Here is a 25,720-nt window from a genome sequence, read left to right as displayed (position 1 = left end):
TATCGTCGGCCGGCACCGGAGCACGTGAAACGCCCCTCATCGTCGAAGGTTCGCAAGTTCTGCCTGTTGAGGCATCTGCCTCCGCCGGTCGCCAGAGAGTGCTTCCGCTTCTGGAGATGGTGCTGCTGAGCGTTGCTTCAGTCGCGCCGCTGTTTCTGCAGGACTACATCACAGTCTATGCGACACGAGTGCTTATTATGTGCCTCTTCGCGTTGTCGTTCGACATGGTGTGGGGCTATGCCGGGATCTTGAGCTTAGGTCAGTCCTTGTTCTTCGGCATGGCCGGGTATGGCGTGGCCCTGCTTTCTCGGGATCTTGGCATAGGATCGATTTTCGTCGTCGTTCCGGCCGGGGCCCTGATAGGTTTGGTGGCTGCATTGTTGCTGGCAGGTTTCCTGCTGCTTGGTCGTCACCCATCCAGCATTGTTTTCGTCTCGCTTGGCACCATGACCGGGGCTTACGCGGCCGACCGACTGGCGCGAGGTTCTCATTACCTTGGTGGTCAGAATGGAATCCCTTCGATCCAATCGATGACCATTGGACAGTACGAATTGAACGAGGGGCCCGCTTTTTACTACTTGGCACTGGCTTTTCTAACTCTGATTTACCTCGTGTCTCGCTTTCTATTGCGCTCGCAATTCGGCCTCGCGCTGGCGGGACTACGGGAGAACGAACAGCGCATCGCATTTTTAGGGTACAAGGTGCAACACCTGAAGGCGATCATATTCGCAATCAGCGGCGCAATCGCCGGCGTTGCCGGCAGCCTTTATGCATTCCATGAGGGGTTCGTCTGGACCAACATGCTGGGCGTGGTCATGTCGACCCAAGCCGTGCTCTACGTGTTGTTCGGCGGCTCCGGGACGTTGATTGGCGCGGTCATTGGCACAGCGATCGTCGAAGGCCTCAGCTTTTGGCTCTCCGACAATTATCGCGATATCTGGCCGATCGTCCTCGGGGGCCTGTTGCTACTCGTCATTCTGTTTCGACCGCTCGGCCTGATCAGCCTCGTGCTTGGCGAGCGGGAGCGTGTCGGCAGCTTCGGCCCGAGCTCCAGGGAGAAACGCAATGCCGCTCCTTGAGGCCGCCGGGATCTCCAAGGTCTTCGGCAAGCTCACGGCGTTAGACAGTGCCGCGCTCACGGTGGGCGAAAACGAGTTTCATGGCCTGATCGGACCGAACGGTTCGGGCAAGAGCACGTTGATGAAATGTTTGGCTGGTGCGGAAGTGCCGACGCACGGCAAGGTGACTTTCATCAACACTGACGTCACCGCGTTCACGCCGACCGAGCGTGCGCGGGCGGGCATGAGCCTGAAGTTCCAGATCACCTCGGTGTTACCGACGCTCACCCTGTATGACAATATCCTGCTGGCCATGCAGGCTCAGTCATCGGTGCTTGATCTGGTGTTCTCGCGCAGTCGCGGGCGGTTGCACGACCACGTCATGACGATGCTGGCCCAATTCCGTCTCGCCCATCGCGCCTTTGACGCAGCCGCAGCGCTATCGCACGGCCAGCAGCAATGGCTGGAGATCGCGATGGCACTCGCAGGTCGTCCGCGCCTCCTGCTCTTGGACGAGCCGACCGGTGGCATGAGCCTCGAGGAGCGGCGCGCCACGGGTGAACTGCTGCAACCAATTAAACAGCATTGCTCGCTCGTGATCGTCGAGCACGACCTGGATTTCATTCGCGACATCTGCGACCGCCTCACGGTCCTTGATCAGGGTAAGGTCCTGGCGTCAGGGACGGTAGCGCAAATCCAAGCGAACAGAAGCGTTCAGGAGATTTATCTGCACCGTGCCTGAATTCCTCGATATCAAGAATCTCGATGCGGGCTATGGACGCTGCCAGGTCCTGTTTGGCGTCAACATAGCCATTCCCGCGCGCGGAGGTGTGGCCGTCCTCGGCCGAAACGGCGCCGGAAAAAGCACGCTCATGAAGGCCATCGTCGGCGAACTGCCGACCTGGAGCGGCAAGGTACATTTCGACGGCCGCGACATCGATCGCCGCCGGACAGAAGAGCGGGTACGTGCCGGCATCGGCTACGTGCCGCAAGAACATGCGGTATTCGCGCGCCTCTCAGTGCGCGAGAATCTCGCGGTCGGGTCGATTTTCCGGGCAGATGCTTCGGCCGTTGAGCGCGTCATGGCGATGTTTCCGAAACTCGGGCAGCGGCTGCATCAGCCGGCCGGAACGCTCTCTGGCGGCGAGCGCAAGATGCTGGCGATCGGCCGCGCGATGCTGGGAAACCCAAAGCTGCTGCTGTTGGATGAGCCGACCGAGGGGGTCTGGATCGGCGTTATCGAGGAACTCACAGAGCGCTTGAGCGAGCTTGCGAGAGAGATCGCGGTCATCATCGTCGAGCAACACCTCGACCTCGCAATACGTGTAGCTGGCCAGGCTTATGTGCTCGATCGCGGTCGTGTCGCGCTGTCGGGTCCGTCACAGCAGTTGCGCGAGGACCCGCGACTTTTGACGTATCTGGCGCCTTAGAAGGGGGGACTTCTATCTCGTTGATTGAAAAGCGGTTTCTTAGATTTCATTGCAATGACGGAGCATAGAGGGGGCAATGTCTGAAGCGATTAGCCATTTTGTCAATGCGTGCGAAGTGATCGATGTCCATGAACATCACATGGCCGAAGTCGCACTCAGCCGCGACGTAAATCTGCTGAAGCTGTTCCAACAGAGCTATGCGGCTTGGACAGGCGATGTCCTGCCGTCCGAACCCAAGGCGACCAGCAGTATCATATCTGCCGCAACTGAGCCGACCACCTGGGAGAGGCTTGCGCCATTCTTGGAGAAGAGTGGCTCAAACGCATTCGTTCGCAACCTCGTTCGTGGAGTTTCGAACCTTTACGGCGTCGCTGAGACCGGCATTACGCGCGAAAACTGGGAGGCGGTAGACACTTTGGTCCGCCTACACCACAAGGATGCGAAATGGCCAGGCGAAGTAATTGGACGCGCCGGCATCAAAAGGATCGTGACAGACCCATTTCTTGACCCCTTGCTCGATCCCCGCCCTGTCCTTGGCGAGAGCTACGATGCGGTCCTGCGCATTAACGCATTCACCCTCGGTTGGCACCCTAATTCCCGAGATCACAACGGAAATTCCGGTCATGCGTTGCTTGGTCGGCTCGGCATGGAGGTGACGACTTTCGACGATTATTGCGCCGCGATTCGCGAGCTCGTCGCAGGATGTGCCGGGCGCAATCAAATTGCGCTCAAGAACGCGCTCGCCTATGACCGTGACTTAAGCTTTGACGAGCCGAACGTGGAAATGGCTCGGAAGGCGTGGGGGAAAAGCTCGCCGTCCACCGCGGAACGCAAAGCCTTCAGCGACTTCGTTGTGGACTTGTTTTGCCAACTCGCAGGGCAGGCGGACCTGCCAGTTCAAACTCACCTTGGAACCGCGATCATTAGCGGCTCCCATCCGCTACGGATTAGCGGGTTGATTGAGCGTCATCCGCGGACCCGCTTTCTGCTGATGCATCTGGCGTATCCCTGGAGCCGGGACTTATTGGGAATGGCATTTGTGTACCGAAATGTCTGGTTAGATTTGTGTTGGTCGTTTCTGTTGAGCCCATCCCATTTCAAGCTCGCGCTGCACGAAGCTATAGAAGTCCTGCCGGATGAATCGCGAATGATGATCGGTGGAGATTGCCTGCATATTGAGGAGACTTTCGCAGCGATTCAAGGCGCGCGCGAACTCATTGGCGAGGTTCTGAGCGAGAAAATTGCGAGCGGCTACCTTCGATCTCGAGACGCCGAACGCTTGGCAATCGGAGTTCTTTCCAAGAACGCGAGAGAGTTCTTTAGAATGTCATGAAGCGAGCAAGGAGCGACACGTTTCGACGCTCACAATTTTTCGCTAATGAATTACCTACGATCAGCGCCCGGCACTCGGCCTGGAGCTGCTTATCAGAGCGTTCCCGGCGATGAAAGGTCTGGTCAGCCCGGCTCCGGGCCGCAGCGACTGGAACTATGTGTGCCCGCATGCCGAGGTGCGAGCTCCCCAATGATCTATTTGATCCCAAGTTGCACGCGGCATCTCACCACCAGCTGCGAGGTTTCGAGCGCTCGGGCCTGTGCCGGTCGCTTTCGACGACTTCAGCGACGAGGCCCGCCTGCATCACTTCCCTGGCTGAAATGGACTGGTCACTCAGGATCATCAGCATGGCGAGAGATTTGCCAGCCACGCGCGTCAGACGCTGCGTGGCGCCGTCGCCCGGCAATATTCCGATACTGATCTCTGGCTGTGCAAACGCCGCCCCTTCGCCTGCAACAACGATATCGGCGAGCAGGGCATTCGTGGCCGCCGCCGAAGCAATCCCCTCAACCGCTGCAATGAGAGGCTTGGGGACATTGCGATTGTCCCGCCAAGCAGAACGTCGCGCGGAATTGTCGATTGCCTCAAAACCCCCCTCTCGCATCTCCCCGATGTCGGCTCCGGCAGACAAGAACGCATCGCTCCCGCAAAGGACGACGCAGCGGACATCCTCATCGACTGCGGCATGGCGTAAGGCCGCGCCAAGCTCCGCGATCAGGTCCTTGCTCAACGCGTTTCGTTTCGACGCCCTGTTCAACGTCACAAGGAGCACATGGGGCGTGGCAGATGTCGAGAGGATGAGATCGGACTTGTCGGTCATCGGGCGTATCTCCTGAAGCAATGTTAGAAAACCAGTCACAAAACTGAAATCGATTTCGAGGAAGTTTTGGCTTTAAAGCCGCGATTTACGGATCTTCGTCCTGGCTGGGGCGGCTCGCTCAAACGCACTGTTGACTGCTCACGCTGACGAACAGCGACCCGACCCAGTTTTCCCCCGGCTTGACTCGACAAGCCGAAGAGTTTAGAAATCTGAAATCGATTTCAGAAATTGAAGTAAATAATGCAGTCTCGCACCGAAAACCCGAAAGCATGGTGCTGACCAGCGAGGCGGTGGCGGTTGAGGGGGCTTCGACGAAAAGACGGCGGTGTAAAGCCGCGCCAATCAACAAAAACATAAGCTTCTTCAAAAGCGGGCTTTGGCAATAGGAGGAAGGGTAGCCATGGGAATAATGGGGTGAGCACGACATTATATCCGCGGCCCGTTCGATGACGTCTGCTCTTGGGCGGCCCTTTCAAGTCGGAGGCGCCACTCGGCACGCGGTGGGTGACTAACGCCGTGCAGAAGGCGGTCGTGCGACCGCAGGATGCGCAATACCGTGGTGCGAGGCGAGCTCGTTGGTAGCATGTCGGGCAGCCCGTCGCGCCTATTCCACCGCTACGAGCAGGCGTGATCAGGGGCGCTGACATCTTAGACCTCAGCGCGTTGAATCGACGAGCGGCTGCTCGTTCTCGCTCGGCCGGCAACATCATTAGCACCATCAACAGAACCCGAAGGCACATGAACATTATTGCTCAACCCAGTGCGGTGCCCATTCAACTTGAAAATCAGGTTGCAAACAAACGCATGACGGCCGGTCTTGGAGGAGGCGTAGCCCTCGAGTGGTACGACTGGAATGTCTACGGCGTCATGGCGGCATTTCTCTCGCCGCACTTCTTCCCTTCCGATGATCCTACGACCTCGCTGCTTGCGGGACTGGCAGTATATGGGGCGGGCTTCTGCGCGCGGCCGCTTGGTGCCGCCTTGCTCGGTCCGATCGCAGATCGCATTAGCCACAAGCGAGTAATGATGATTTCGGTGACGGCGATGGCCGTTTGCTCCTTGCTGATTTCTGTGTTGCCGACTTACAGGGACATCGGCGTTACGGCGGCTGTGGCGCTGCTAATCATGCGACTAATTCAGGGGCTTGCCACCGGCGCCGAGGCAGGCGTCGCCAACGCTATCGCGATTGAACTGGCGCCAGCCGGAAAGGAGGGGCGCTTTCTCGGCCTAATCGGTGGCACATTCATCCAGTTAGGGAACCTTGGATCCAGCCTCGTCGCCTTCCTGGTGAGTGCTTCGGTCGCACCCGAAGCGATGCGCGAGTGGGCATGGCGCCTACCCTTTGCGGTCGGCGGCGTCTTGGGGCTGTTGATCATCTATCTGCGCACGACGGTCCCGGAAACCTTAATTCATCGCGCTATGCATCGACAAGATGAGTCTTCGCGCATTGAGGAAACCACGGGCGATGTGTGGAAGACGCTCTGGAGCGTGCGGCTTTCGCTGCTTGCTGTCATCCTGGTGATCGGGGCGGTGCAGATCGCCAACTATGCGTGGAACGCCGGTCTGCCCAACATGGCGAATACGGTGTTCAAAGAGAACAGCACTTCTGTGTACGGGATCATGACCCTGATGGTCTTGATCTGGATGCTAGCCGCCCCCCTGGTCGGCGCCTTCGCCGACAGAGTGCGTCCTTCGCGCGCGTTCACGCTGCTGCGGCTGCTGCTCATTCCGTGCTTTTTCCTGACGCTGCTCTATTCGGAGAAGGGCATCTTTACGTTCTTCCTCATCACTGTCTTCGGCGGCGCAATCGTGGGCTTTAACATGGCCCTCTATAACTTCATTGCCACCACCCTGATGCCACGTGCCGTGCGTACCACGGGAGTAGCGCTCGGTTACGCACTTGGTGTCTCCCTGTTTGGCGGGACCTCGCCGTATCTGATGGTGTGGTTGCAACGCGAGCAAATGGCCTGGATGTTTCCCGTCTACGGATCTTTGATCGCTCTCTTGAGCGTCGTGATCTACCACATCGCAAAAAGACGCGGCCGCCTCTACATCGGTGACTGATCGCCTTCTGCCTGTCGCTTCCGTGCCGCCCACCAGACGCAAGCCGTTGTTGCCGCAAAACATGTGGACCTTTCGAGTATCGATGCTGGGCAGGAACATGGGATCGGAGCGAGCGTCTTCCCGGGAGTAGAGCCAACTTAGCGATTACTCGTCGCGGGCAACGCCGCTTACCTATAACGCCCTTAACTGGCATCACAAATGAAAACGCCCTCATCGCCGCACTTCACGCCCGTCGACTTGAGGCGATACTTCAACGCGAGGCGCAGCAATCTCGATGAAGGGTTCGGCAACCGCCCAGGCGACACCGGCTGGATCGATTCGTTGCGGGGTCTGCAGACACATCGTGGCATGCCGTTTCTGTTCGGCGACGAAACCGGCCCGGATGTGCTGGCCTTGCGTCCAGGGGAGCCTCCGATCGTCATCGCACTGCAGCCCAGATTGGCCAGCTACGTGCTGTTTGTGCAAGTGGCCGCGGACCAGCCATCGGCGAGCCCCCAAGGGTTTGGGGAGATCGGCCCAGCTACGCTGCCTGTGGAAGGCAATTCTCTCGGCGATCGGGTGTCGACATACGCGCTCCGATATGCCGACAGCAGCGAGGTGGAGGTGCCGGTGCTGCGTCGGTTCGCAATCCAGCAGAACCACATATCCTGGAGCGCGAGTGCGTTCGCAGCGCTGCCATTACGAGCGCCGCTGGTGCACGCAAGCATCGACGAAGACTTCACGCTTGGCAGAGCGCCCGACACGAGCTTCTTCCAGGGCCAGGTCCGCACCCAATCGGGGCGCATGGACCGACAAGGCGAGAATTTGTGGCTTTATGCGCTCCCAAATCCGCATCCGGAGAAGGAGCTTGCGGCGGTAAGCCTACGCGCGCAGCAAGAGGTTTCGCTGATCTTTGCGGTGACGACGACAAGGCTCACCCAGCATCCGCTGCGCCTCCAGGGCCGTCGCAAATTGAAGATGCAGCTGCCGGCTGGGGTCCAGCTGAACAAGCTTGGCGAGCTCGACGTCGACGATCGGGGCGAGCAGATCGGTATGGACCTCGGCACGGTCGTCTCCGCCCGTGCAGTACTTCAGTACTCGAGAGCGGATTGGCTCGGTGCCAAACAGGATGTACAGCCCGTGCGCTCCGAGACCGAGGTCATCATTGAGTACTCTGCGCACCCGGACGCAATGCTCTACCTACGCTCCGACGATGGCCACTTGCACGTTTGCGACCTTCGATCGCTGGAAGCTGCCGGGAACGTGGGAAGCACCTCGCTTGAAGTGGTGCCCATTGAGCCGGCGACAAGGTCCGTGAAAATTCGCATTGTGGAGAAGGGCAGCGGCTCGCGTGTCGCCGCGCGCCTGCATATCCACGGTGCTCACGGGGAGTATCTTCCACCCAAAGGCCACCACCGCAAGGTCAACACCGGCAGATTCGAGGATTTCGCCGGCGAGTTTGCGAACGAGCTCAACCAGTACGCCTATGTGGATGGCAGCTGCGAGGCCGACCTCCCGATCGGGCCTGTGTTCGTGGAGATCAGCAGAGGCCTCGAGGTGCGTCCGCTACGCTGCAGCGCCGAAGTCACGCCGACCACGGAGAATCTCACCTTCGAGCTGGACAGAGTGCTGCGCTGGCGCGAACAGGGCTGGGTCAGCTCCGATACGCACGTCCATTTCCTGAGCCCGCAGACAGCCCTGTTGGAGGGTAAGGCCGAGGGCGTCAACGTCGTCAACTTGCTCGCGGCACAGTGGGGCGAGCTATTCACCAATGTCGGCGATTTCGACGGACGCACGACGTTCGGCGCAAAGGATTTTGGCGGGGACGGAGAATTCCTCGTTCGGGTCGGCACAGAGAACCGGATGCAAGTTTTGGGTCACATATCGCTGCTCGGCTATGAGGGCGACATCATCAATCCGCTGTCTTGCGGCGGACCGAACGAAGCTGCGATCGGCGACGTTCTGGAAGCGACCATGGCCGATTGGGCGGAGCGCTGCCGTCGTCAAGGGGGGCTGGTCGTGATGCCGCACGCGCCGAACCCGCAGGCGGAGCGGGCGGCCGACATTGTGCTCGGCCTCGTCGATGCCATCGAAATGATGTCGTTCAACCCGCGAACGGCGCAGATCAGCGCATTCGGTCTGGCCGACTGGTACCGCTATCTCAACATCGGTTACCATCTGCCACTGGTAGCTGGCTCCGACAAGATGGACGCGGCCGCGCTGCTCGGAGGCTCGCGTACCTATGTGCAGCTGGGCCAGCGCGACTTCACGTACCGCAACTGGATGGATGCTGTACGCAGCGGGGACACGTTCATCACTGTCGGGCCCCTGGTGGAGATGACGGTGGAAGGACGGCGGCCAGGGAGCACGATCTCGCTTCCCCATTCGGGCGGCACCGTCAGCATCGACTGGCGGATCGAATCGGTTAGCATCCCGCCAACACGGCTGGAGTTGATCCGCAATGGAGCTGTTGCCGATGAAGTTCGATGTGGCGAGCTGTCGTGCAACGGCCGGCTCTCGCTGCGCATCACCGAGTCCTGTTGGATCGCCGCCCGCGTTCGGGGCAGTGTTGCCGGACGCGAGGCCGACATCGCCGCCCACACCAGTGCAGTCTATGTCAACGTAGGCGAGAAACCCATCTTTGCCACTGCAGATGCAGTGTCGGTCCTTGCACAAATCGAGGGATCGATTGCCTATATGGATACGCTTGCTCCCAAATCCGACGCAGCGCGGCATTCGCGGCTGCGAGCTGCCCTGGAACTTGCACATCATCGCCTGCATCACAAGCTGCACGAACTCGGCGCTAGCCACCATCATGCGCCCGTTCACTCCGTCCACGTTGAACGCGAGCACTGAGAATAATCCCCGCCTGGCATCGGCTCTCGGGCTTCCTCGCTCAGCGACGGCGACTTATGTGGCTATCAATGATATGAGCGAGCCTTACGTTCCGACCGGTGCTCAAGACGAGGTGGAGTTCTTGTTATTCGATATCGATTTCATAGACTTCGATCGATCAATGATCCCGACTGCGTCTGCGACGGGCGGGGCGCTCGCCAGGCCGCGGCGGCGCGGTCGATGACCGCATGACCAGCCGATACGGCAACAAGACACTTCTGGGAACTGGGCTTCCGGCGATGGCATTGATCAGATAATCGGCGGCTCCTCGGCCGATTTCAGCTGCGGGAACACTGACAGTTGTGAGGGGCGGGTCCATCTGCGCCGCCAGCTCCACATCATCAAATCCTGTGATGGAAAGCGCGGTTGGTACCGCTTGCCCCATTTTGCGAGCCTCTGCCATTGCACCGATTGCGAGCGTGTCGGTGGTGCAGATCACAGCGGTCGTATCAGGGTGATCGGTGAGGAGTTGACGAAAGGCGCTGCGACCCTGGACAAGCGAATAATCCGCCTTGATGATCTGGGTCGGCTTAAGGGGGAGCCCTGCATCGGAAAGTGCCCGCTGAATTCCCTCGAGCCGGGCCCGCGATCGGTCGTTGGACGCGGCAACAACGTTGGCGATCGCGCCGAACCGAACGTGTCCAAGCCTTAACAGATACTCGGTCATCTCGCGCGTGGCGCTTTCGTTATCGATCCCGATCGCGGGGATGCCGCCGGCTGCCTTGGAAACATAGGTCGTGATGACGGGGACGCGGGCCTGTTCGATCAATGTCCTCAGTTCACGTCCATGGGAGCCACCGACCAGCACAATTCCATCGATGCCGCGCTCGAGCAGACTCTGCAGCTCCTGAAGTTCGCGGCGCTGGTCATATTGGGAATTCGCAATGAAGAGCGTATAGCCGCTTTCGCTCAGGCGGTTCTGTAGCGCCTCAACCCCTTCGGCAAAGATGCCGAGCGCCAGCGTCGGAACGATCACGCCAACGGTGCGCATCCGTCCCGACTTCAAGGCCCTGGCTGCGCTGTCTCGCGTGTAGGACAGGTCCGAGATGTGCCGCATCACCTTGTCTCGGAGCTCCGGCCGCACGATTTCGGGATGATTGAGGACGCGCGATACGGTGGCAGGGGATACATTTGCCTTTCGCGCGACATCTTCGATCTTCACGCGCGGTTGCTGGCGTCCTTTCGGCTCCATTGTTGGCTTTTTATCCATCGGGTCTGGGCAGTCAGTCAGAGGAAGTGTCCGATTGACCTTAAACCATTGGACAGGCGCCATTCTCAAGCTCCGTGTGCGCCCGAGCCGCCTTATCCTGTTCAAACGCTGACATTTTGCCAGGCGGGGAGTTTGCGCGGCCCATTTCTCTTGACTCCGCTGAGCGCCGAGCATACTCCTGAAATCGTTTTCAGTCATCCGCGCGTGAAATGGACCTGACTGAAGAAAAGCCGAAAGCAGGACCATGGTTGATCTCTTGAAGGGCGTTCGCGTTCTTAGCTTCAATCATTTCCTGATGGGCCCGGTGGCTGCGCAGTTTCTGGGCGATCTCGGTGCGGACGTCATTGCCGTCGAGCCGCCAGATGGCGCCTTTCAGAGGAAATGGGGTGGGGCCGACAAGTGGGTCGATGGGCAATCCATGCTGCTTCTTACGGGCAACCGCAACAAGCGTAGTCTCGCGCTTGATCTGAAGAAACCTGAAGCGATTGAGATCGCCAGGAAATTGATTGCGACCTCGGACGTCATGACGGAAAATTTCCGCCCCGGCGTGCTCGACAAGCTCGGGCTCGGTTACGAGGACGCGAAGAAGATCAATCCGCGACTTATCTACGCCGCGGCCTCCGGCTATGGTCCTGATGGTCCCTACGTCAATCGTCCCGGTCAGGATCTTTTGGTGCAGGCATTATCGGGGCTTGCCACAATTACTGGGAGCCGCGAGCAGGGTCCAAGGGCGGTCGGCGTTTCGGCAGTCGATCATCATGGTGCCGCGCTGTTTGCGGCCGGTATTCTGGCCGCCCTGGTGAGAAAAGCGCGAACGGGGCAGGGGTGTCGGGTTGACGTCAGCCTTTTGTCGGCCGCGCTCGACCTCCAAATGGAATCTTTTACCTGCGACCTCAATGGTGGGCGGCCTGGCGATGTCCGTCAGCCGGGCCCGATCTCCGGTTGGTACTATGGCGCGCCTTACGGGATCTACCCGACGCGCGACGGTCATATCGCAATCTCTCTTGGATCCCTCAGCGCATTGTCGGAAGTGCTCGATCTTCCTGCCGATCAGCGCATTCCAGACAAAGACGCTTACCGCCGGCACGACGAGGCTTCGGCTGCGATCGCAGCCAATGTCGCCCTGCGTAGGACTGCCGAATGCACCTGCTTGTTCCCAGGCGGGCGGAATTTGGCATGCCGTAGTCAATGATTATGCAGATGTCGTGAGCGATCCGCAGGTTTTGCATAACAAGAACTTCCGGGTCGTCAGCGGGGCGACGGGCACGTCGATCACGCTTGTCAGTCATCCCGTGCGCTATGATGGCAAGCTGCCGGAAGTCCGACTGCCGCCTCAGAAGCTTGGGGCGCAAACCGAGGAGATCCTCAAAGAGCTCGGCTATGACGATCGGCAATTGAAGGCGCTTTCTGAGACGGGAGCCGTTGGCGCCTTCAAGTCCGTTCAAGCCGCCTGATCATGTCAGCACACGCGCGTCGTGATGCCAGCGCAAGCGGTTTCGCACTCCGGCGTACAAACCAAGCTCCGAGCACGGACTTGGCTCGGACAACATCAAAGCTCGCCCGCGAGGTCGTACTGACCACCTGGGGCTATGCTCGGGGGGCGCGAAACGAGGCCATAATCCTTCGGCGGCTGCTCGCACTTATGAGGGACAACGGGATCCAAGGGGTAGTTTTACTCCTTGCGCGTCGAAGTTATCGCGGACCGAAATGAAATTGGTCGCACACTGAACGGGCTCACACCGACAGCGGCATCCCCGGATTGGACAAGCGGCAAAGGAGTATCGGCTATGAGCAAGTCGCGATGGGGGCAAGCGATCGACCAAATGCAGGCGCGAATCGATCAGACCCTTTCGGCTTTGAAAACCGAGTTTCCGCATTGGGCAGACAGCTCGACCGGCAAGTGGACGACCACCGCGGACGGCGATTGGACCGGTGGCGCATGGCCGGGGATGTTGTGGCTGCTCGCACGGCGATCTGGTCAGACTAAGTACCTCAATGCAGCTCGGTTGTGGAGCAGCCGGCTGAAGCCGCGGGCACATCTGCAAACCGCGTTCAAAGGGTTTGGGTTCTACTATGGGGCCGCGCTCGGCGATGTGCTGTGCAAAGACAAGGACGCAGCTCTCCTGGCGCTGGATGCCGCAACCTCACTCAAGAGGCAATTTGATTGCCGGCTCGGCCTCATTCCGCTGGGCGACGACGCCGAGGAATCAAAAGACGTCGGCAATTCATTTAGCAGCATCGATTCATTGCAGGCGGTGCCGCTTCTCTATTGGGCCGCGGCGAAGACAAGCGATTCCTCATACGCTGGTATAGCCGCCCGCCATACCACGCGCGTGCTCGACATCCATATGCGCCCCGATGGTTCCATCGTTCAGTCAAGTGAACTTAGTCTGGCGACCGGCAAGGTCGTCCGCCATTTCACGCATAAAGGGCTTAGCGACAGTAGCGTATGGGGCAGAGCGCAGGCGTCGGCTCTCGTATATACGGCGATCGCACTTGCGCATCATCCCCATGAGAAACGTTGGATCGATCGGTTGATTGCGGGAGCGGATACTGGTGGCTTGCGCATGTGCCAGCCAGCATGGTTGCATTCTGGGACTTCGATGATCCCGCCATCCCAAAGTCAGAGACGGACACCGCGGCGACCGCAATCGCGTGCTCTGCGCTGCTCAAGCTCGGGCAACTCGCGCCGACCCCGGCGCTGCGCACCAAGTATCGTGAGGCAGGGGAACATACAGCGAAGGCCCTGATCGAGAGCTACCTAACGCCCACAGGTCCAAGCGATATCCGCCCGCCGGGGATGCTGGTCGGCGCCTGTTTCAACAAGCGTCGCGATGCACGTAGCCAGGATTCAGCAACCAAAGCGGAGACAATCTTTGGATCATACTATCTGTTCGAGGCATTGAACATTCTTGATGGGCTCGTCGAGGCCGAGAAGATCTGATCTCTCTCTACTCAATCGTGGCGGTTCTCCTGATGCCGGACAAGAAAGGCCCAATATCTATACAGCCCTCTCCGTCGCGCCGACATACTTTACAGACTCCGGCGATCTCGACCTCCAGCGGCGGGGGACTGGTCGACCAGGAAGGCGGCGGCACTGCATTCTGGCGGACTGTTCCGAACAGTTTCTATTGTCCGACGACGAACGCGAACGCCGGTGGATCTCTGCCTTCCCAATGTCGCCGGCCACGTTCCCATCATGAAAAAGGTAGCCATTTCTAGACGGAATAGCGCTGGCGGCCCATCGTGCGGCCGAACCTGGCGCTAGCCTTATCATGCTGATGCGGCCCTAGCACGGTTCTGGTCTAAAGGCCGACGAACCGGGCATGCCCGAGCGTTTCAGTCGTGTCGCGAACACGGACCCACCCGATGTCTAACGGGTACGATGCCGGCAGCGCTGTATTGATCCTTGTGTGTTTCCTTCCGACTGCCTTTAGACCCATCACTTCATGATCTCGGCCTGAACGGGAAGGCGATTCGTGCGGTTTTGCAGTCGGCGAAATCGGCGTAGTTCATGCAATTAAATCGTTCTGCGCCTCTCAAAGGAATCCCTCATGGCCAAAATGACCAAAGACCAGCTCTACCGCAGAATACGTCTCCGATTTTTCGAGCCGATCGCCAGGATCTGATGTTGTTGCTCGAGCGAACAGTTCGCGGCCCACCTCTCAAAATCGAAAGTGCTTTCGTCACCTCCGGGCCAATCCGTGGAAACGCGTGGCTCTGCATCGCTTCGTGCGATGCCAGGATCTCCGGCTGCAATGGTTCGCGCGACGTCCGACAATAGGTCATTCTGAATGCGCAGGGCGCAGGTCCGGGCAGTTTTCCGAAACTCGCAAATTGACGCCGCTGGTCGGCGGCAAGCGTCGGTCCGAAACCGAACACGCTCGGGGTCACGAACCCGACAAGCTGCTTCCACCCCTGACTTTGGCAAGAAAATTTCAAGCAATTCCTCTGGTTGGCAATTGGCCCAGATCATGCACGCTGACCGAATGGGAAGTCCCTCTGAGTGAGACAAGTGACACTTGCGGCGGCTTCAATTGATTGAATTGCCGACACTAGGCTCGGAGGCTGGATGCGCATCTGCGGTATCAAACTGACCCACGACGGAGCAGTCGCTCTTATAGAAGATGGACGACTTGTCTTTTGTGTCGAGCAAGAGAAGCGGGCCAATAATTCGAGATATCAAAAAATTGACAATCTCGATGCAGTCGTTGTCGCCTTGGCGGAACACGGTCTGGATGCGCGGGACGTTGATCGGTTCGTCATCGACGGGTGGTGGGGCGAGGTTGAGTCGCAGTTCCAAGTTCTCAGTGGGGCTGCACCGATCACCCTAAAAGGGGCCCCGTATGTTGAGGGCCATCCTGAAGGCCTCCTCACGGCGCGAGACGGCTTTGGGCTGATGCTCAACGACACGGACTTCCGTTATAGTAGCTATCCGCATGTTACAGGTCATCTGGCTGCCGCATACTGTACTAGCCCTTTCGCCAAGGCGGGAGAACCGGCGTTCTGCCTGGTGTGGGACGGTGCCTCATTTCCACGTCTCTACTATGTGGAACGTCGCGCAGCGAGGTTCCTCGAATGCCTCTTCCCGATGATCGGGCATGCTTATGCTGCCGCTGGCTATCACTTCGGACCCTATAAGCAGGCGAACCGAATCAACTGGGACCTCGGTGTTGCCGGCAAGTTGATGGCCTACATCGCGCTCGGGTCAATTGATGAAAACATCATCAAGGTGTTCCAGGAGCTCTACCAGGAGCGCTCCGCCACTTTCATGGAGCCTGTCGGTCGTTGCAGCGAGGACGCCGCACTTGAGCCTGTCCATGAGTTCTTCGATGCCGGCGTGCTCCGGTTGAAGACCAAAGCCCCCGAAGATGTGCTTGCATCCTTTCATTGTTTCCAAGAGCGTCAGCTCGTGAGCAGCATCGCGAGTGCTTTACAGAGGCATTCGCATTTGCCGGTGCGCAATTTGTGTATCACCGGTGGCTGCGGTCTCAACATCAAATGGAATAGTGCGCTACGTGCTGCCGGCCTGTTCGATGATGTCTGGGTGCCCCCTTTTCCGAATGACAGTGGCTCGGCAATAGGTGCCGCCTGCTCCGCATTGGCGGCGGACGAAGGCTTTGTACCGTTGGAATGGTCCGTCTATAGTGGTCCAGCTGTGCAACCAGGCGACGTGCCGCCCGGATGGGGGGCCTCGCCATGTAGCATGCGTGAACTCGCGACCATTCTCGCCAGCAATAAGCCCGTGATTTTTCTTGCCGGCCGCGCGGAGCTCGGACCTCGGGCGCTAGGTAGCAGAAGCATTCTTGCAGCCGCGACATCGGCGCGAATGAAGGACCATCTCAACGACATCAAACTTCGCGAGCACTTCCGGCCTGTGGCGCCGATATGCCTGGAGGATCGTGCGCCGGATATTTTCAGTCCTGGAACGCCAGATCCTTACATGCTCTTCGACCACCAGACCCGGGCAGAATGGCGGGACAAGATCCCCGCTGTTGTACATCTGGACGGATCTGCGCGACTGCAAACCATTTGCAGGGGCTCTCAGCACAAAGTCGCCGAGCTTCTCGTCGAATACGAAAGCCTGACGGGTATTCCGCTGCTTTGCAACACGAGTGCCAATCACAATGGACGCGGGTTCTTCCCGAATGTGGCAGCCGCCTGCCACTGGGACCGCGTTGAGCAGGTGTGGTGCGACGGCACGCTGTGGACGAAAACGCCGTAGGTATGGGATCGGCGGCCAACGCCTCTTTCTTGCTAGTGGGGGAAGGGTAACAGCGAGCGCCCAGTGTCAGGATGACGCTTTGAACATCTGCACTGTGCCGGCTATCATCATGAGCTCGGGGCGCTGTTCATATGTGATCACACTGTCCAAGGATTTGAGGAAAATGTCGCGCTTAGGGGCGCCGTGGTAGATGTTTGGTCAGCGCGGAGTGTTGGCCGACAATACTCTTCTCAAAAGATCGATAGGGCGGGTGCGCTGCGCAAGCGTCTTGAACAGAAAGAAGATTGTTCGGAGTTTCGCGAATTGCTGACCTACAACTCGAATGCATCGCAACGCTACGACACGCGGACGGGATCGCTCGATAAGAATACAAGTTACGGAAGGCCGGAATGAGACCCTGCTACTGCGCCATTCGGCAGCAGTAGTGATCGATGTCTCAGCTTTGCCGCTTCTCATACCACGATGCTCCAGACCGATTGTGGCGATGCCGACAGCCCGACCGTGCCCGCTAGCGATCAATGGAGTGTATTCCTCAAGATCTGTCGGTGTGATCCCCGGTCGAACAGCTGAAAGGTTGGTGCGAGGTTTGCTGAAAAAGCGCGCAACCATGGTTTCACGATCTGCGTGCTACATCGAGATATGGGTGCTAGACCAAAGAGACAAGCTCGTCGGGTATCGCCGCATTTCTATCTCAGCCCTCATCGTGCGATCGCTCTTGAGAGATCGATTTTGCGCAGAAGGCGAGACCGGATGGAAATCCGCGACGAAATCCCAAATTTGGCTGCTTCTTCGATAATGCGCGTTCTGACGCCGGCTGATGTCCCGGTTCGCCCCCCTCGGAACGGCGTAGGCTGGTGGATCGCCCGACGTGCCGCCGGATCAACGGATTCGCACCCGCGCTGCAAATAAAAGCCGGTCCACGAGGATGGATATGTCCAGACAGGTTGCGGGCAGCGCCGCTGTGCGGCGACTTTCAAGATATCCGAAGCAAGAGAATTTCAGCGCAGCGGTGACATCGGCAATGCTCTGCTGAGCTGCATCTCGGGGTGTGCATTCGGTCAATCGCTGAGCAAATTTTTGATAAACCCGATCCATCGTTGATGACCCGCGGGCCTCCCTCGTAGGGGCTACTCGCATTATCGGATCGAACATCGCTGCGACTGGGCCAAAACAACGAAGAAGTCGATCGAGTCCGGCGAAGATCGATTTGATGGCTAGCGTCGGGGCCACCGCCTTTGTCGCAGTCAACCTATGATCGTCGTGAACTCGGCGATGTGCGGCCGCTTGTTGGAATCCTGCAATCGGGCGCTGAAGATCGCTGGATTACTGCGCTGTTTGGCTTTTCACGTTGCAGGTCTGTACGGCCCTTCCGATTACAAAGAGCGTGTTACCCAAGGAGATCGCAATGAGGGTCGGTGTTCCCAAGGAAATCAAGACGCACGAATACCGCGTGGGCCTGACGCCTGGGGCCGTCCGCGAATACGTTGCGGCCGGCCACAGTGTGTTGGTCGAGACCAACGCCGGTGCAGGCATTGGCGCGACAGATGATAATTATCGCAAAGCTGGCGCGACAATTGCTGCATCCGCTCGCGAGGTGTTTGCATCCGGTGAAATGATTGTCAAGGTCAAGGAGCCACAGCCCTCCGAATGGACACAGCTGAGAGAAAACCAGATCCTATTCACTTATCTGCATCTGGCTCCGGATCCGGAGCAGGCTAAGGGGCTCATCAAGTCTGGTTGTACTGCAATTGCCTATGAAACCGTGACTGACGCGCGCGGGGGCCTGCCGCTGCTAGCACCGATGAGCGAAGTCGCAGGCAGGCTTGCAATCGAGGCGGCCGGCGCGGCTCTGAAGCGATATACAGGCGGACGCGGACTGTTGATCGGCGGCGTCCCTGGTGTTCAACCTGCCCGTATTGTGGTGATCGGAGGTGGCGTTGTCGGTGTGCATGCGGCACGCATGGCGGTAGGGCTCGGGGCCGAGGTCACGATCATTGATCGCTCGATACCCCGGCTCCGTGAGCTGGACGAATTGTTTGAAGGGCGCGTTCGTACCAGGTTCTCCACCATCGACAGCGTCGAAGAGGAGGTGTTTGCGGCAGATGTCGTCATTGGCGCGGTGCTTGTGCCCGGTGCGAGCGCGCCGAAGCTGGTCAGCCGCAAAATGTTGAGCTCGATGCGCAAGGGCTCAGTGATCGTCGACGTCGCCATTGATCAAGGTGGCTGCTTTGAAACTTCGCATCCGACGACGCACGCTGATCCAACTTACGAGGTCGACGGTGTCATCCATTACTGTGTGGCCAACATGCCGGGAGCTGTCCCGCTGACTTCAAGCCATGCGCTCAATAACGCAACGCTGCCCTTCGGCTTGGCTCTGGCCAACAAGGGGTTTGCGGCGGTGTTTGAAAATCCGCATCTGCGCGCAGGTCTCAATGTCTATCAGGGCCGGCTCACCTATAAGGCTGTGGCCGAGAGTCTCGGTCTTCCATTCTCACCAATCGAACAGGCCGCGGCCTGATCCCAGAGGTCCTCCAGGGGACGTTTCCTCCCTGACTTGAAGGGCCACTCCTCGGAGTGGCCCTTTTTCTTGGGTGCGCCAGGCATGGCGCGGAGCGCCGTGAGCGCGGCAAAGGTCAGCGAAGCGCAAGGGCGTCATCGCGAGGTGGGGTCTGAAGGAAGCGTGGAGCAAACCTACGGCCCAATCTACAAAAGCCGGATAACGCGGCCTACCCAGCCGGACGAGAGAGCCAATGATCGCAAAGTCCACAGTCATCGAGCGTTGGGGTGGTGGCGTGCAGGGAAAGCGGTCGAACTTACCTCGGGAGATCTCCAGCGTGTCCGCGCGACCGGACTGAGCGGGCCGCAAGGTTTGTAATCGCGACGGAGAAGTCAGCGGACGACATCCCGACGATGAACAGGTCGGCCAAAGATGGGGAAAGGCCGAGTCCGCACGATGGGGACGAAGGCGCTACTTATTCGCCCATCGCACCAAGGTGTTTGCTGGCGGCGCAATACGGAAGATTCATGCGTGACTCCAGGAGACCTGCCTGCGCCCTGGTTCTATTTAAATCAGGTAAGCGCCCCTAAAAGCGAAAGCGAAATGGGGAGCGACGCACCCCTAGGAGTTGGAGAACGTAACAGTACCTGAAACGCTAGACGAACAACTCGCGTGACCCGCGACGGCGGATCGAGAGTGGCCCGGGGAAGGACGTTCGTGAATGGATCGAGCTTTGAGCGATCGAGGTAGATGAGAAAGGAGCGGGAAGATGGAAAGTTCCTTTAGTGAAAAGCCCGAACGTCACGCTTCCGAGGAGACTATCCGATCATTTAGCGTTCGAAGGTCAGAAGCAGAAGGTCTACTCTCGGGTGGACAAGGTAACCTTGTCTCACTGATCCCTTCTCTCCGGACCTTGCGACACCATTCATGAAAGCGGAATGCGGGAAAACTGCACGTTCCGTTTGAGTGGCGGACGGAGGCGAGCCCTTCAATGGGCGGCTCCCCGTCCTCGGAGTGTCGGGTCGGAGGAAACCGGCCACATGAAGACGCGGTCGGCGGTAGTTGAATTGTCTTGGGCGACATGGGCTCCATTCAACGGGAGTCACGGCCTTCTACACAGTGAGAAGACCAGCCGACCATGGAAACGAAACTTGAACAAAAAACAGTGAAAGCTCGACGCGAACCAAAACTCCGTTTCAAGTCGCTGGCACATCACATCTCGCGCGGCCGGGTATGAAGGAGTCTCTCACCGATCCAGAAGTCGTCGGCCGCAGGGGTGGTTGGTCAGACGGTGGAGGCGGAAGAAGAGCTTCGATAGATAGATGGGCCGATGCTCCAGTCCATTCACCGCAAGAATATAGAGCGCCGAATATCCGGCGGGTCTATGTCCCCAAGCCCGGCAAAACGGTAAAGCGGCCACTTGACGTGCCAACTGTCGCCGACCGGGCGCTCAAGCGCAGCACGGCCGAAGTATTGTCTGCGATTTATGAGCGGGACTCTCTGCCCTGCTCATTCGGCGGCCGGCCAAAGCTCAGCGCACATCATGCCTTGACGACCCTCAATGCGGCCATCGCCGTCGGCAAGATGGGTTGGATGCTGGAGGCGGATCCGAAGAACTTCATCGGGAGTCTCAATCATGATTGGGGTCTCCGATTTGCTGCGCATCGCGTCGGTGATCCACGCCTGATCAGTTTGATCCGGCGCTGGCTGAAGGCGGATGTCTTGGAAGATGGAAAGGTCCATCCGAACGAGGAAGGAACACCGCAAGGCGGATCGCTCAGCGTACTTTTGAGCAATCTTTAATTGCATTATGTGCTCGACCTCTAGTTCGAACGCGTGGTGAAGAGCCGGTCGCGGGGCGACGCCCGGCTGGTGCGCTATATCGAGATGACTTTGTGATTTGCTTCCAATATCGAGCGGACGCCATCCGTATTCAGGACGCCTTACGCCTTCGGTTGGGAAAGTTCGGCCTCACTCTTGAGCCGACCAAGACCAAATTGGTTGAGTTTGGTCGGTTCGCGCAGCGACACGCAGGCAAACGTGGCAGAAAAGGCCCGGAGACCATCTATTTCCTGGGTCTGGCGCTGTATTGCACGCGGAAACCAGTAGGGTAACTTCAAGGTTGGGATGCGCACGGAGAAATCTCGCTTGCGGCGCAGCCTTTTGTTACTGCAGGAGCTTATGCGGCAAATACGACATCACACGATCAGTGACCAGGTCGGCGAAACAACGCCTTCCTGCGCGGCCACTATGCCGATTTGTCGCCGGGAATCTTCGGTGTCTCGTGAAGGTGTACCGCGCCGTGGAGCGTTAGTTGCATCGGACGTTGCGCAGCCGCAGCTGGCGGACGAGCGCTCAACTGGAGCATATTCAATCAGATCACGAATGGACGCCGTTACTGAAACCAAAGCTGCGCCTACCATATAGGGAGTTGCAGGCTCTTGCAGTGCTGTGAATCAACTGTCGAAGAGCGTAGTGCGGCAAATCCGCACGCTACGTGCTGTTGGAGATGGAGGCGGGCAACTGCCTCCGGCGACCTGATGGGATGGGAACGGGGTGATGGCCAAAAGGCCCCGGCTACCGCGTCCGTCCTCGGCTCTACCGTTGCGACAGCCAGACCTATAAGGAAATGGATCCCGGCTTATACTCTAGAGCGGCGTGGCATGCAGTGTCGTGCGCTCATGGCGAGGCAAAAATGGCCAGCCGGAATTTGCCGCTTGCAGTTTGAAAGCGCGTAGACGCATGACTGTCTCGTCGTCGCTCTGTTTCTGTTGTGTGTGCTCAACTGCCACGAAGCCAAACAGCATGCAGTCCATAAGGAGCATTTACGTCTCCAGGCAGACTAAACGCAGGTCATCACCGCAACAGCCTAAATTGGTGCCGAGTGCAAGGTTTTGAAAATTGAGGGATTAAGTCCGTTGTTTAAGCGGCCTCATAAGTTGCATCCTCCTCGTTTTGCGCTTCCTCCGCTAGTCCAAAGGCAATAGCGGTCAAGTGATCAGCTGATGAACATGTCGCGAATTGAACAACTCCAAATCGCAAAAAGATGATCGGCAACCCGTTGAAGTAGTCGAGCGATTTTGATACACCTAAAGGTAGATTGCGCTCTCGAGGTGGTGGGTCATATCCGCTTGGCGAGCGCATGCCGCGAAACAGTTCCAATCTTCTTCTGCGCATGAGGTCGTGCGGGCTGAATGAGGACGACGCAGTCGTTGTTCGAGGATTTTCCAAGCATCAGTTCTGAGACGAGGTGAACCTTACGCGAGCTCGAAAAGAAAGCTGATTTCGTTTCATGGACTGGACATGGATTGCGTCTATGATCTGCACTGTTTGATCAGGCTGCAAATCGATGTGGTGTCCTCATGTGCGAGTGTTCTTTGAGAAGCGCGAGCTGTGTCGACACGCAGAGGGAGTTAGATTCTAAAGTAATGGTGGTGTGTATCAGAAATCGGACGCTTGATTGAACAGTAAGTAGTGAGCAAATCGGGCCATTCGGATGCGTATCATCAAGATTGTCTTTGCCGGTATGTCGCCAGGCACGACGCTCCACGGAGCGTGTTTAGACATCCAGAGAGAGGCACCGTCATGACTAGAACTATGGCTTTTGATAACATCAATCTGCAAGCAAACATCGTCAAACACGCGGGCCGGCTTGGTGCCGAAATCAAGAACATCACGCTGTCGGACGATTTGCCTGACGATGTTATCGCAGCGTTCCGTCAGCTGGTGCTAGAGCATAAGGTCATTTTCTTCCGTGATCAGGGACATCTCGACGATGCCCAACAACAGTGTTTCGTGCTTCGGCTCGGCTCGATGACACCGAATTTGAAAATGGCGGACACAATGGGCGGTTTGGCGATCCGGCACGAGGTGCCTGATCGTGCCTGGAGTCATCTAAATCAGGTGAACGATGAGCGCGTCCGCACAGCCATCTCTGTGCTGCGGCTCGCAGGGGTCCCGCCTTTTGGCGGCGACATTGCTTGGTCAAGTGGGGCAGCCGCTTACCTTGATCTTCCCGATCCCCTGCGGATGCTCGCAGATAATCTTTGGGCTGTGAGCTTCGGCGTATCTGATCTCACTGCGACAGAGAGGACCATCGAACTCAACAAGGGGCCTTGGAGCGGCGTATCCACCGGAACGATATACGAAACGGCACATCCGATTGTGCGTATTCATCCCGAGACCGGCGATCGTATGCTCTCGCTCGGTCGTTCCGTAAAGAACTTCATCGGCCTGCAGCGCTATCCCAGCCAAAGACTGTTTGAACGGCTGCAATCCTATCTCATCGCGCCCCGGAATACCCTGTGCTGGAACTGCAAATCAGGCGATGTCGTAATCTGGGACAATCGCGCGACTGAACCGTACCCCGTTAGCAAATCCAGCAGTCCCGACTGGATGATGGACCAGTTTGCGATTGGCGCCCGGGTACCTCATGTGAAAAGGTCGAAATCAAGGGCGGCAAAGGCTGCCTGACATTGTCCATATCTGCCGGATCACGTCAGACGCCTGGAGAGCAGGGTCAAGTTGCGGTTCTGCAATTGTCGCGGAGCCGCCCGTCTTATGCGCGAGGACCGGCCAATGGGCGCAGCTGCCACCTGCTAGTCTTCCGAGCGGAAGTCTGTCAGTTGGGCCTCACCCGAACCCTAGCCGACAAACCGGCCAAAGCTCTAAACGGACTCCTCGAGAACTACGGTTTCAAGCGACCGTCGGTAGGATCACGCGAGCGGCGCAAGTTTTCATTTTCAAGATGCTCGGCCTTATAATTCCGAGGGAGCGCTAAGCGAAATCCTGCTGGGAGTGTATCGGGTGGAGCGGGAGATCGGAAGCGTCGGCTGTCGATCGATGAAGCACGTGGGCCGCTCCGGCTCGATTCCGCCCATTAGCCGAAAAACGGCTCGCTCAATAATAACGTCTTGTCTCGGCCAAAGCCGTACCGGCTTGCGCCCTCTGGACATCGGCTTGCGAGGCATTGCACCTTTAGCCGGCTGTGTGAATAATTCGGACAAGTGAATACCCAAAGTCGCGGCGATGCGTTCCAATAGATCAATAGTCTGGTTCTCTCTCTTCTGCTCAATGCGCCCCATATATGAGCGGTCAATCCCAGCATCATAGGGCCACTTGGTCTCGCGGAATGCCGCGCTCTACGCGGATCCGGCGCACGTTCCAGGCCACAAGCGCACGAGCGGTCATGCGCAGAGGCAGCCATTACGGTGATTATGAAACCACTGTTTATAGCCAGACTATTACAATAGACACGTACCCAGCGATGGCTGTCCTCCCCAATTGCTTCGAGGAATCAGGCAATGGTGATGTGCTGACGCCGGTAGCGCGTGCCGTCTTGTCGTTGACCATCGCAAGCGATTTTGGCGGGGCGATAGCTTGCGACTAACAGCAGATAAGGAGTGCGATCGGGCCGGCGACCAGGAACCACCATGCCCTCCGCGAGGAACGGCAAGGACAACCTAGTTGCGGGTTGCATGTGCAATCGCCTCCAGTATGGACTGCGATGAAAAGGAGAAAGCGCAGCATGGAGCCAACAGGCCAATGTGAGCCGATATGCGATTGCCGTCTTGGCGCGAAAGGAGATTGGCGTGCGACCATCGGGTAGGTGCCAAAGGACCAAGAATTAGTTATCGTTGCTCTGATTTCGGTAGATTTTTCAGCTGGGTACGTCCATCACAACATTCGATGTCCATGGCCGGATCGCTGCGTATCCGCGTCGGCCACGCATAAAATCCTCGTGCGAGCGCGATGCCTGCGCGGAGAGCACACGACATCAGTGTCTCAGCTGCTGTTTGCCAGGGGCTAAGTCCTTTTGCCGCGTGCGGGCTTCGGCTTGCGGCCTTTAGGTAAGGTTGCGGGTGGCGGGGCACCCTTGGATGGCCGAACAAACAGTTCGGAGACAGCTACGCCAAGCGTCTCGGCAAGGCGATCAAGAAGATCGACCGTCGGGTTCGCTTGTTGGCGCTCAAGTCCGCTCATGTAGGAGCGGTCAACTCCCGCATCGTAAGCCAATTGCTCCTGCGGAATACCGCGCTGGACGCGGATCCGGCGCACATTATAAGCCACAAGCGCACGAGCTCTCATGCGCGATAGCAGCCATTTCGACGGTCATCAAACCACTGTCTATAACCTACTTAAAAAATCACCGGATTGGAAGGTATGCGAGCCACCGTATCGCCTTTCCCGGACGCTACGGAAGCGGCCCGCACATGCGGCGGTATGTCGACCATCTTTCAATTCGCGGCGGCGTCGGTTTTCTGGGGCTGGCCGAAGCCCACCCGAACTGCTGCCTCAGCAGCGCTTCGATTCCGCTGCCCAATTCGCACGAACGGCATCGAGGCGAGCAAAAATCTAACTAAGCGAGGCGATGCTCCTCCATTCGTCGAAATGGAGCTGCAACTCCGATGAAATGAGCCGGCGCTAACTATCGCGATCGCAGCGACAGCCGTTCAGCCATCTTTATAGTGGTCTGTCGCTTCGCTGCATGAAAAAGGCTTCCACGCTGCCGCAGGAATGTCGTCGGTGCAAACCGGAAGGCAAGGAAGCGATCGCTTGAAAGACCACACGCGCCGCAAAATGTTACGTTGCCAATCTACCCCGGACAATCGGGTTCGGGTGTCCGTGCCTGAAAAAGCATGACAGTGCGGCTACCAGGAGACGTTTCTCCGACACCGGGAGCAGCGCGGGCGCGACTCGGCGCCAGTCG

18 protein-coding genes and 1 pseudogene are annotated in these 25,720 nt (G+C 58.2%); 13 read left to right on the top strand and 6 right to left on the bottom strand.

Translation table 11 applies throughout. From position 1 onward, the window contains the following. The first annotated feature begins 116 nt into the window (after positions 1–116). The 4 genes from QA645_RS40120 (at position 117) to QA645_RS40105 (ending at position 3,821) form a co-directional block, all read left to right on the top strand. A complete protein-coding gene (locus QA645_RS40120) occupies positions 117–1,079 on the top strand; it encodes a branched-chain amino acid ABC transporter permease (RefSeq protein WP_283053558.1) in 963 nt (320 codons plus the stop codon). After that, a complete protein-coding gene (locus QA645_RS40115; protein ID WP_283046498.1) occupies positions 1,066–1,800 on the top strand; it encodes an ABC transporter ATP-binding protein in 735 nt (244 codons plus the stop codon). The genes QA645_RS40120 and QA645_RS40115 overlap by 14 nt, the downstream gene beginning before the upstream one ends. Further along, positions 1,793–2,488, top strand: coding sequence for an ABC transporter ATP-binding protein (locus tag QA645_RS40110; protein WP_283046497.1), 696 nt, complete (start codon positions 1,793–1,795; stop codon positions 2,486–2,488). Before QA645_RS40115 ends, QA645_RS40110 begins: the two co-directional genes overlap by 8 nt. Before the next feature lie 76 nt (positions 2,489–2,564). Next, positions 2,565–3,821 carry an amidohydrolase family protein gene (locus tag QA645_RS40105; RefSeq protein WP_283046496.1) on the top strand — a complete coding sequence of 419 codons (1,257 nt, stop codon included), beginning with the start codon at positions 2,565–2,567 and terminating at the stop codon, positions 3,819–3,821. A 223-nt stretch (positions 3,822–4,044) separates the two neighbouring features. Here the strand turns inward: QA645_RS40105 and QA645_RS40100 are convergent, their stop codons facing one another. Beyond that, entirely contained in the window at positions 4,045–4,641 is a 597-nt protein-coding gene (locus tag QA645_RS40100; RefSeq protein ID WP_283046495.1) for an enoyl-CoA hydratase-related protein, read from the bottom strand. A gap of 738 nt (positions 4,642–5,379) precedes the next feature. On the opposite strand from QA645_RS40100, the gene QA645_RS40095 reads away from it, so the two are divergent. Both QA645_RS40095 and QA645_RS40090 read left to right on the top strand, forming a co-directional pair. Then, complete coding sequence (locus QA645_RS40095) at positions 5,380–6,705, top strand: MFS transporter (protein WP_283046494.1); 1,326 nt, start codon at positions 5,380–5,382, stop codon at positions 6,703–6,705. A gap of 198 nt (positions 6,706–6,903) precedes the next feature. Beyond that, positions 6,904–9,540, top strand: coding sequence for a CehA/McbA family metallohydrolase (locus tag QA645_RS40090; protein ID WP_283046493.1), 2,637 nt, complete (start codon positions 6,904–6,906; stop codon positions 9,538–9,540). A gap of 157 nt (positions 9,541–9,697) precedes the next feature. On the opposite strand, the gene QA645_RS40085 is transcribed toward QA645_RS40090, so the two are convergent. After that, positions 9,698–11,035 carry a LacI family DNA-binding transcriptional regulator gene (locus QA645_RS40085; protein ID WP_283046492.1) on the bottom strand — a complete coding sequence of 446 codons (1,338 nt, stop codon included), beginning with the start codon at positions 11,033–11,035 and terminating at the stop codon, positions 9,698–9,700. On the opposite strand from QA645_RS40085, the gene QA645_RS40080 reads away from it, so the two are divergent. From QA645_RS40080 to nodU, 4 genes are all read left to right on the top strand, one after another. Then, entirely contained in the window at positions 11,034–11,981 is a 948-nt protein-coding gene (locus QA645_RS40080; RefSeq protein WP_283046491.1) for a CoA transferase, read from the top strand. The two genes, QA645_RS40085 and QA645_RS40080, sit on opposite strands and share 2 nt — an antisense overlap. A gap of 13 nt (positions 11,982–11,994) precedes the next feature. Further along, on the top strand, positions 11,995–12,243 hold the full coding sequence (locus QA645_RS40075) for a hypothetical protein (RefSeq protein ID WP_283046490.1): 249 nt from the start codon (positions 11,995–11,997) through the stop codon (positions 12,241–12,243). A gap of 333 nt (positions 12,244–12,576) precedes the next feature. After that, positions 12,577–13,539: a hypothetical protein gene (locus QA645_RS40070; protein WP_283046489.1), complete on the top strand. Its 963-nt coding sequence runs from the start codon at positions 12,577–12,579 to the stop codon at positions 13,537–13,539. A gap of 1,322 nt (positions 13,540–14,861) precedes the next feature. Next, complete coding sequence (gene nodU / locus QA645_RS40065; RefSeq protein ID WP_283046488.1) at positions 14,862–16,514, top strand: nodulation protein NodU; 1,653 nt, start codon at positions 14,862–14,864, stop codon at positions 16,512–16,514. A gap of 879 nt (positions 16,515–17,393) precedes the next feature. Here the strand turns inward: nodU and QA645_RS40060 are convergent. Then, positions 17,394–17,609 (bottom strand): hypothetical protein, encoded by a 216-nt coding sequence (locus QA645_RS40060; protein WP_283046487.1) that lies wholly within the window; start codon positions 17,607–17,609, stop codon positions 17,394–17,396. A gap of 310 nt (positions 17,610–17,919) precedes the next feature. Between QA645_RS40060 and ald the strand changes: the two genes are divergently transcribed. Both ald and QA645_RS40050 read left to right on the top strand, forming a co-directional pair. Further along, the gene (ald, locus tag QA645_RS40055) at positions 17,920–19,032 is read left to right on the top strand and encodes an alanine dehydrogenase (protein ID WP_283046486.1); all 1,113 of its coding nucleotides are present in this window, start codon (positions 17,920–17,922) and stop codon (positions 19,030–19,032) included. Positions 19,033–20,436: 1,404 nt separating this feature from the next. Then, a complete protein-coding gene (locus QA645_RS40050) occupies positions 20,437–20,814 on the top strand; it encodes a reverse transcriptase domain-containing protein (protein ID WP_283046485.1) in 378 nt (125 codons plus the stop codon). Between the two features lie 845 nt (positions 20,815–21,659). On the opposite strand, the gene QA645_RS40045 is transcribed toward QA645_RS40050, so the two are convergent. Then, on the bottom strand, positions 21,660–21,836 hold the full coding sequence (locus QA645_RS40045) for a hypothetical protein (RefSeq protein WP_283046484.1): 177 nt from the start codon (positions 21,834–21,836) through the stop codon (positions 21,660–21,662). A gap of 772 nt (positions 21,837–22,608) precedes the next feature. Between QA645_RS40045 and QA645_RS40040 the strand changes: the two genes are divergently transcribed. Beyond that, complete coding sequence (locus QA645_RS40040; protein ID WP_283046483.1) at positions 22,609–23,484, top strand: TauD/TfdA family dioxygenase; 876 nt, start codon at positions 22,609–22,611, stop codon at positions 23,482–23,484. Positions 23,485–23,945: 461 nt separating this feature from the next. Here the strand turns inward: QA645_RS40040 and QA645_RS40035 are convergent. Together QA645_RS40035 and QA645_RS40030 are read right to left on the bottom strand one after the other, a co-directional pair. Continuing rightward, a pseudogene (locus tag QA645_RS40035) lies at positions 23,946–24,201 on the bottom strand (helix-turn-helix transcriptional regulator); the annotation flags it as partial. 615 nt (positions 24,202–24,816) lie between these two features. Next, complete coding sequence (locus QA645_RS40030; RefSeq protein ID WP_036012081.1) at positions 24,817–25,098, bottom strand: helix-turn-helix transcriptional regulator; 282 nt, start codon at positions 25,096–25,098, stop codon at positions 24,817–24,819. Positions 25,099–25,720 lie beyond the last annotated feature (622 nt).

It is taken from the genome of Bradyrhizobium sp. CIAT3101, from assembly GCF_029714945.1.
In the GTDB taxonomy this organism is placed as follows: domain Bacteria; phylum Pseudomonadota; class Alphaproteobacteria; order Rhizobiales; family Xanthobacteraceae; genus Bradyrhizobium.
Note: the sequence above shows the minus strand (reverse complement) of the source record. Positions and strands in the feature narration are given on the sequence as shown.

Bases quoted from the DNA above. Each gene is read 5' to 3' on its own strand.
- QA645_RS40120 (WP_283053558.1), top strand. From the start codon at position 117: ATGGTGCTGCTGAGCGTTGCTTCAGTCGCGCCGCTGTTTCTGCAGGAC.
- ald (WP_283046486.1), top strand. From the start codon at position 17,920: ATGAGGGTCGGTGTTCCCAAGGAAATCAAGACGCACGAATACCGCGTG.
- QA645_RS40030 (WP_036012081.1), bottom strand. From the start codon at position 25,098: ATGAGAGCTCGTGCGCTTGTGGCTTATAATGTGCGCCGGATCCGCGTC.
- QA645_RS40095 (WP_283046494.1), top strand. From the start codon at position 5,380: ATGAACATTATTGCTCAACCCAGTGCGGTGCCCATTCAACTTGAAAAT.
- QA645_RS40100 (WP_283046495.1), bottom strand. From the start codon at position 4,641: ATGACCGACAAGTCCGATCTCATCCTCTCGACATCTGCCACGCCCCAT.
- QA645_RS40060 (WP_283046487.1), bottom strand. From the start codon at position 17,609: ATGGATCGGGTTTATCAAAAATTTGCTCAGCGATTGACCGAATGCACA.
- QA645_RS40115 (WP_283046498.1), top strand. From the start codon at position 1,066: ATGCCGCTCCTTGAGGCCGCCGGGATCTCCAAGGTCTTCGGCAAGCTC.
- QA645_RS40070 (WP_283046489.1), top strand. From the start codon at position 12,577: ATGAGCAAGTCGCGATGGGGGCAAGCGATCGACCAAATGCAGGCGCGA.
- QA645_RS40040 (WP_283046483.1), top strand. From the start codon at position 22,609: ATGGCTTTTGATAACATCAATCTGCAAGCAAACATCGTCAAACACGCG.
- nodU (WP_283046488.1), top strand. From the start codon at position 14,862: ATGCGCATCTGCGGTATCAAACTGACCCACGACGGAGCAGTCGCTCTT.
- QA645_RS40080 (WP_283046491.1), top strand. From the start codon at position 11,034: ATGGTTGATCTCTTGAAGGGCGTTCGCGTTCTTAGCTTCAATCATTTC.
- QA645_RS40045 (WP_283046484.1), bottom strand. From the start codon at position 21,836: ATGCTCCTTATGGACTGCATGCTGTTTGGCTTCGTGGCAGTTGAGCAC.
- QA645_RS40085 (WP_283046492.1), bottom strand. From the start codon at position 11,035: ATGGTCCTGCTTTCGGCTTTTCTTCAGTCAGGTCCATTTCACGCGCGG.
- QA645_RS40090 (WP_283046493.1), top strand. From the start codon at position 6,904: ATGAAAACGCCCTCATCGCCGCACTTCACGCCCGTCGACTTGAGGCGA.
- QA645_RS40105 (WP_283046496.1), top strand. From the start codon at position 2,565: ATGTCTGAAGCGATTAGCCATTTTGTCAATGCGTGCGAAGTGATCGAT.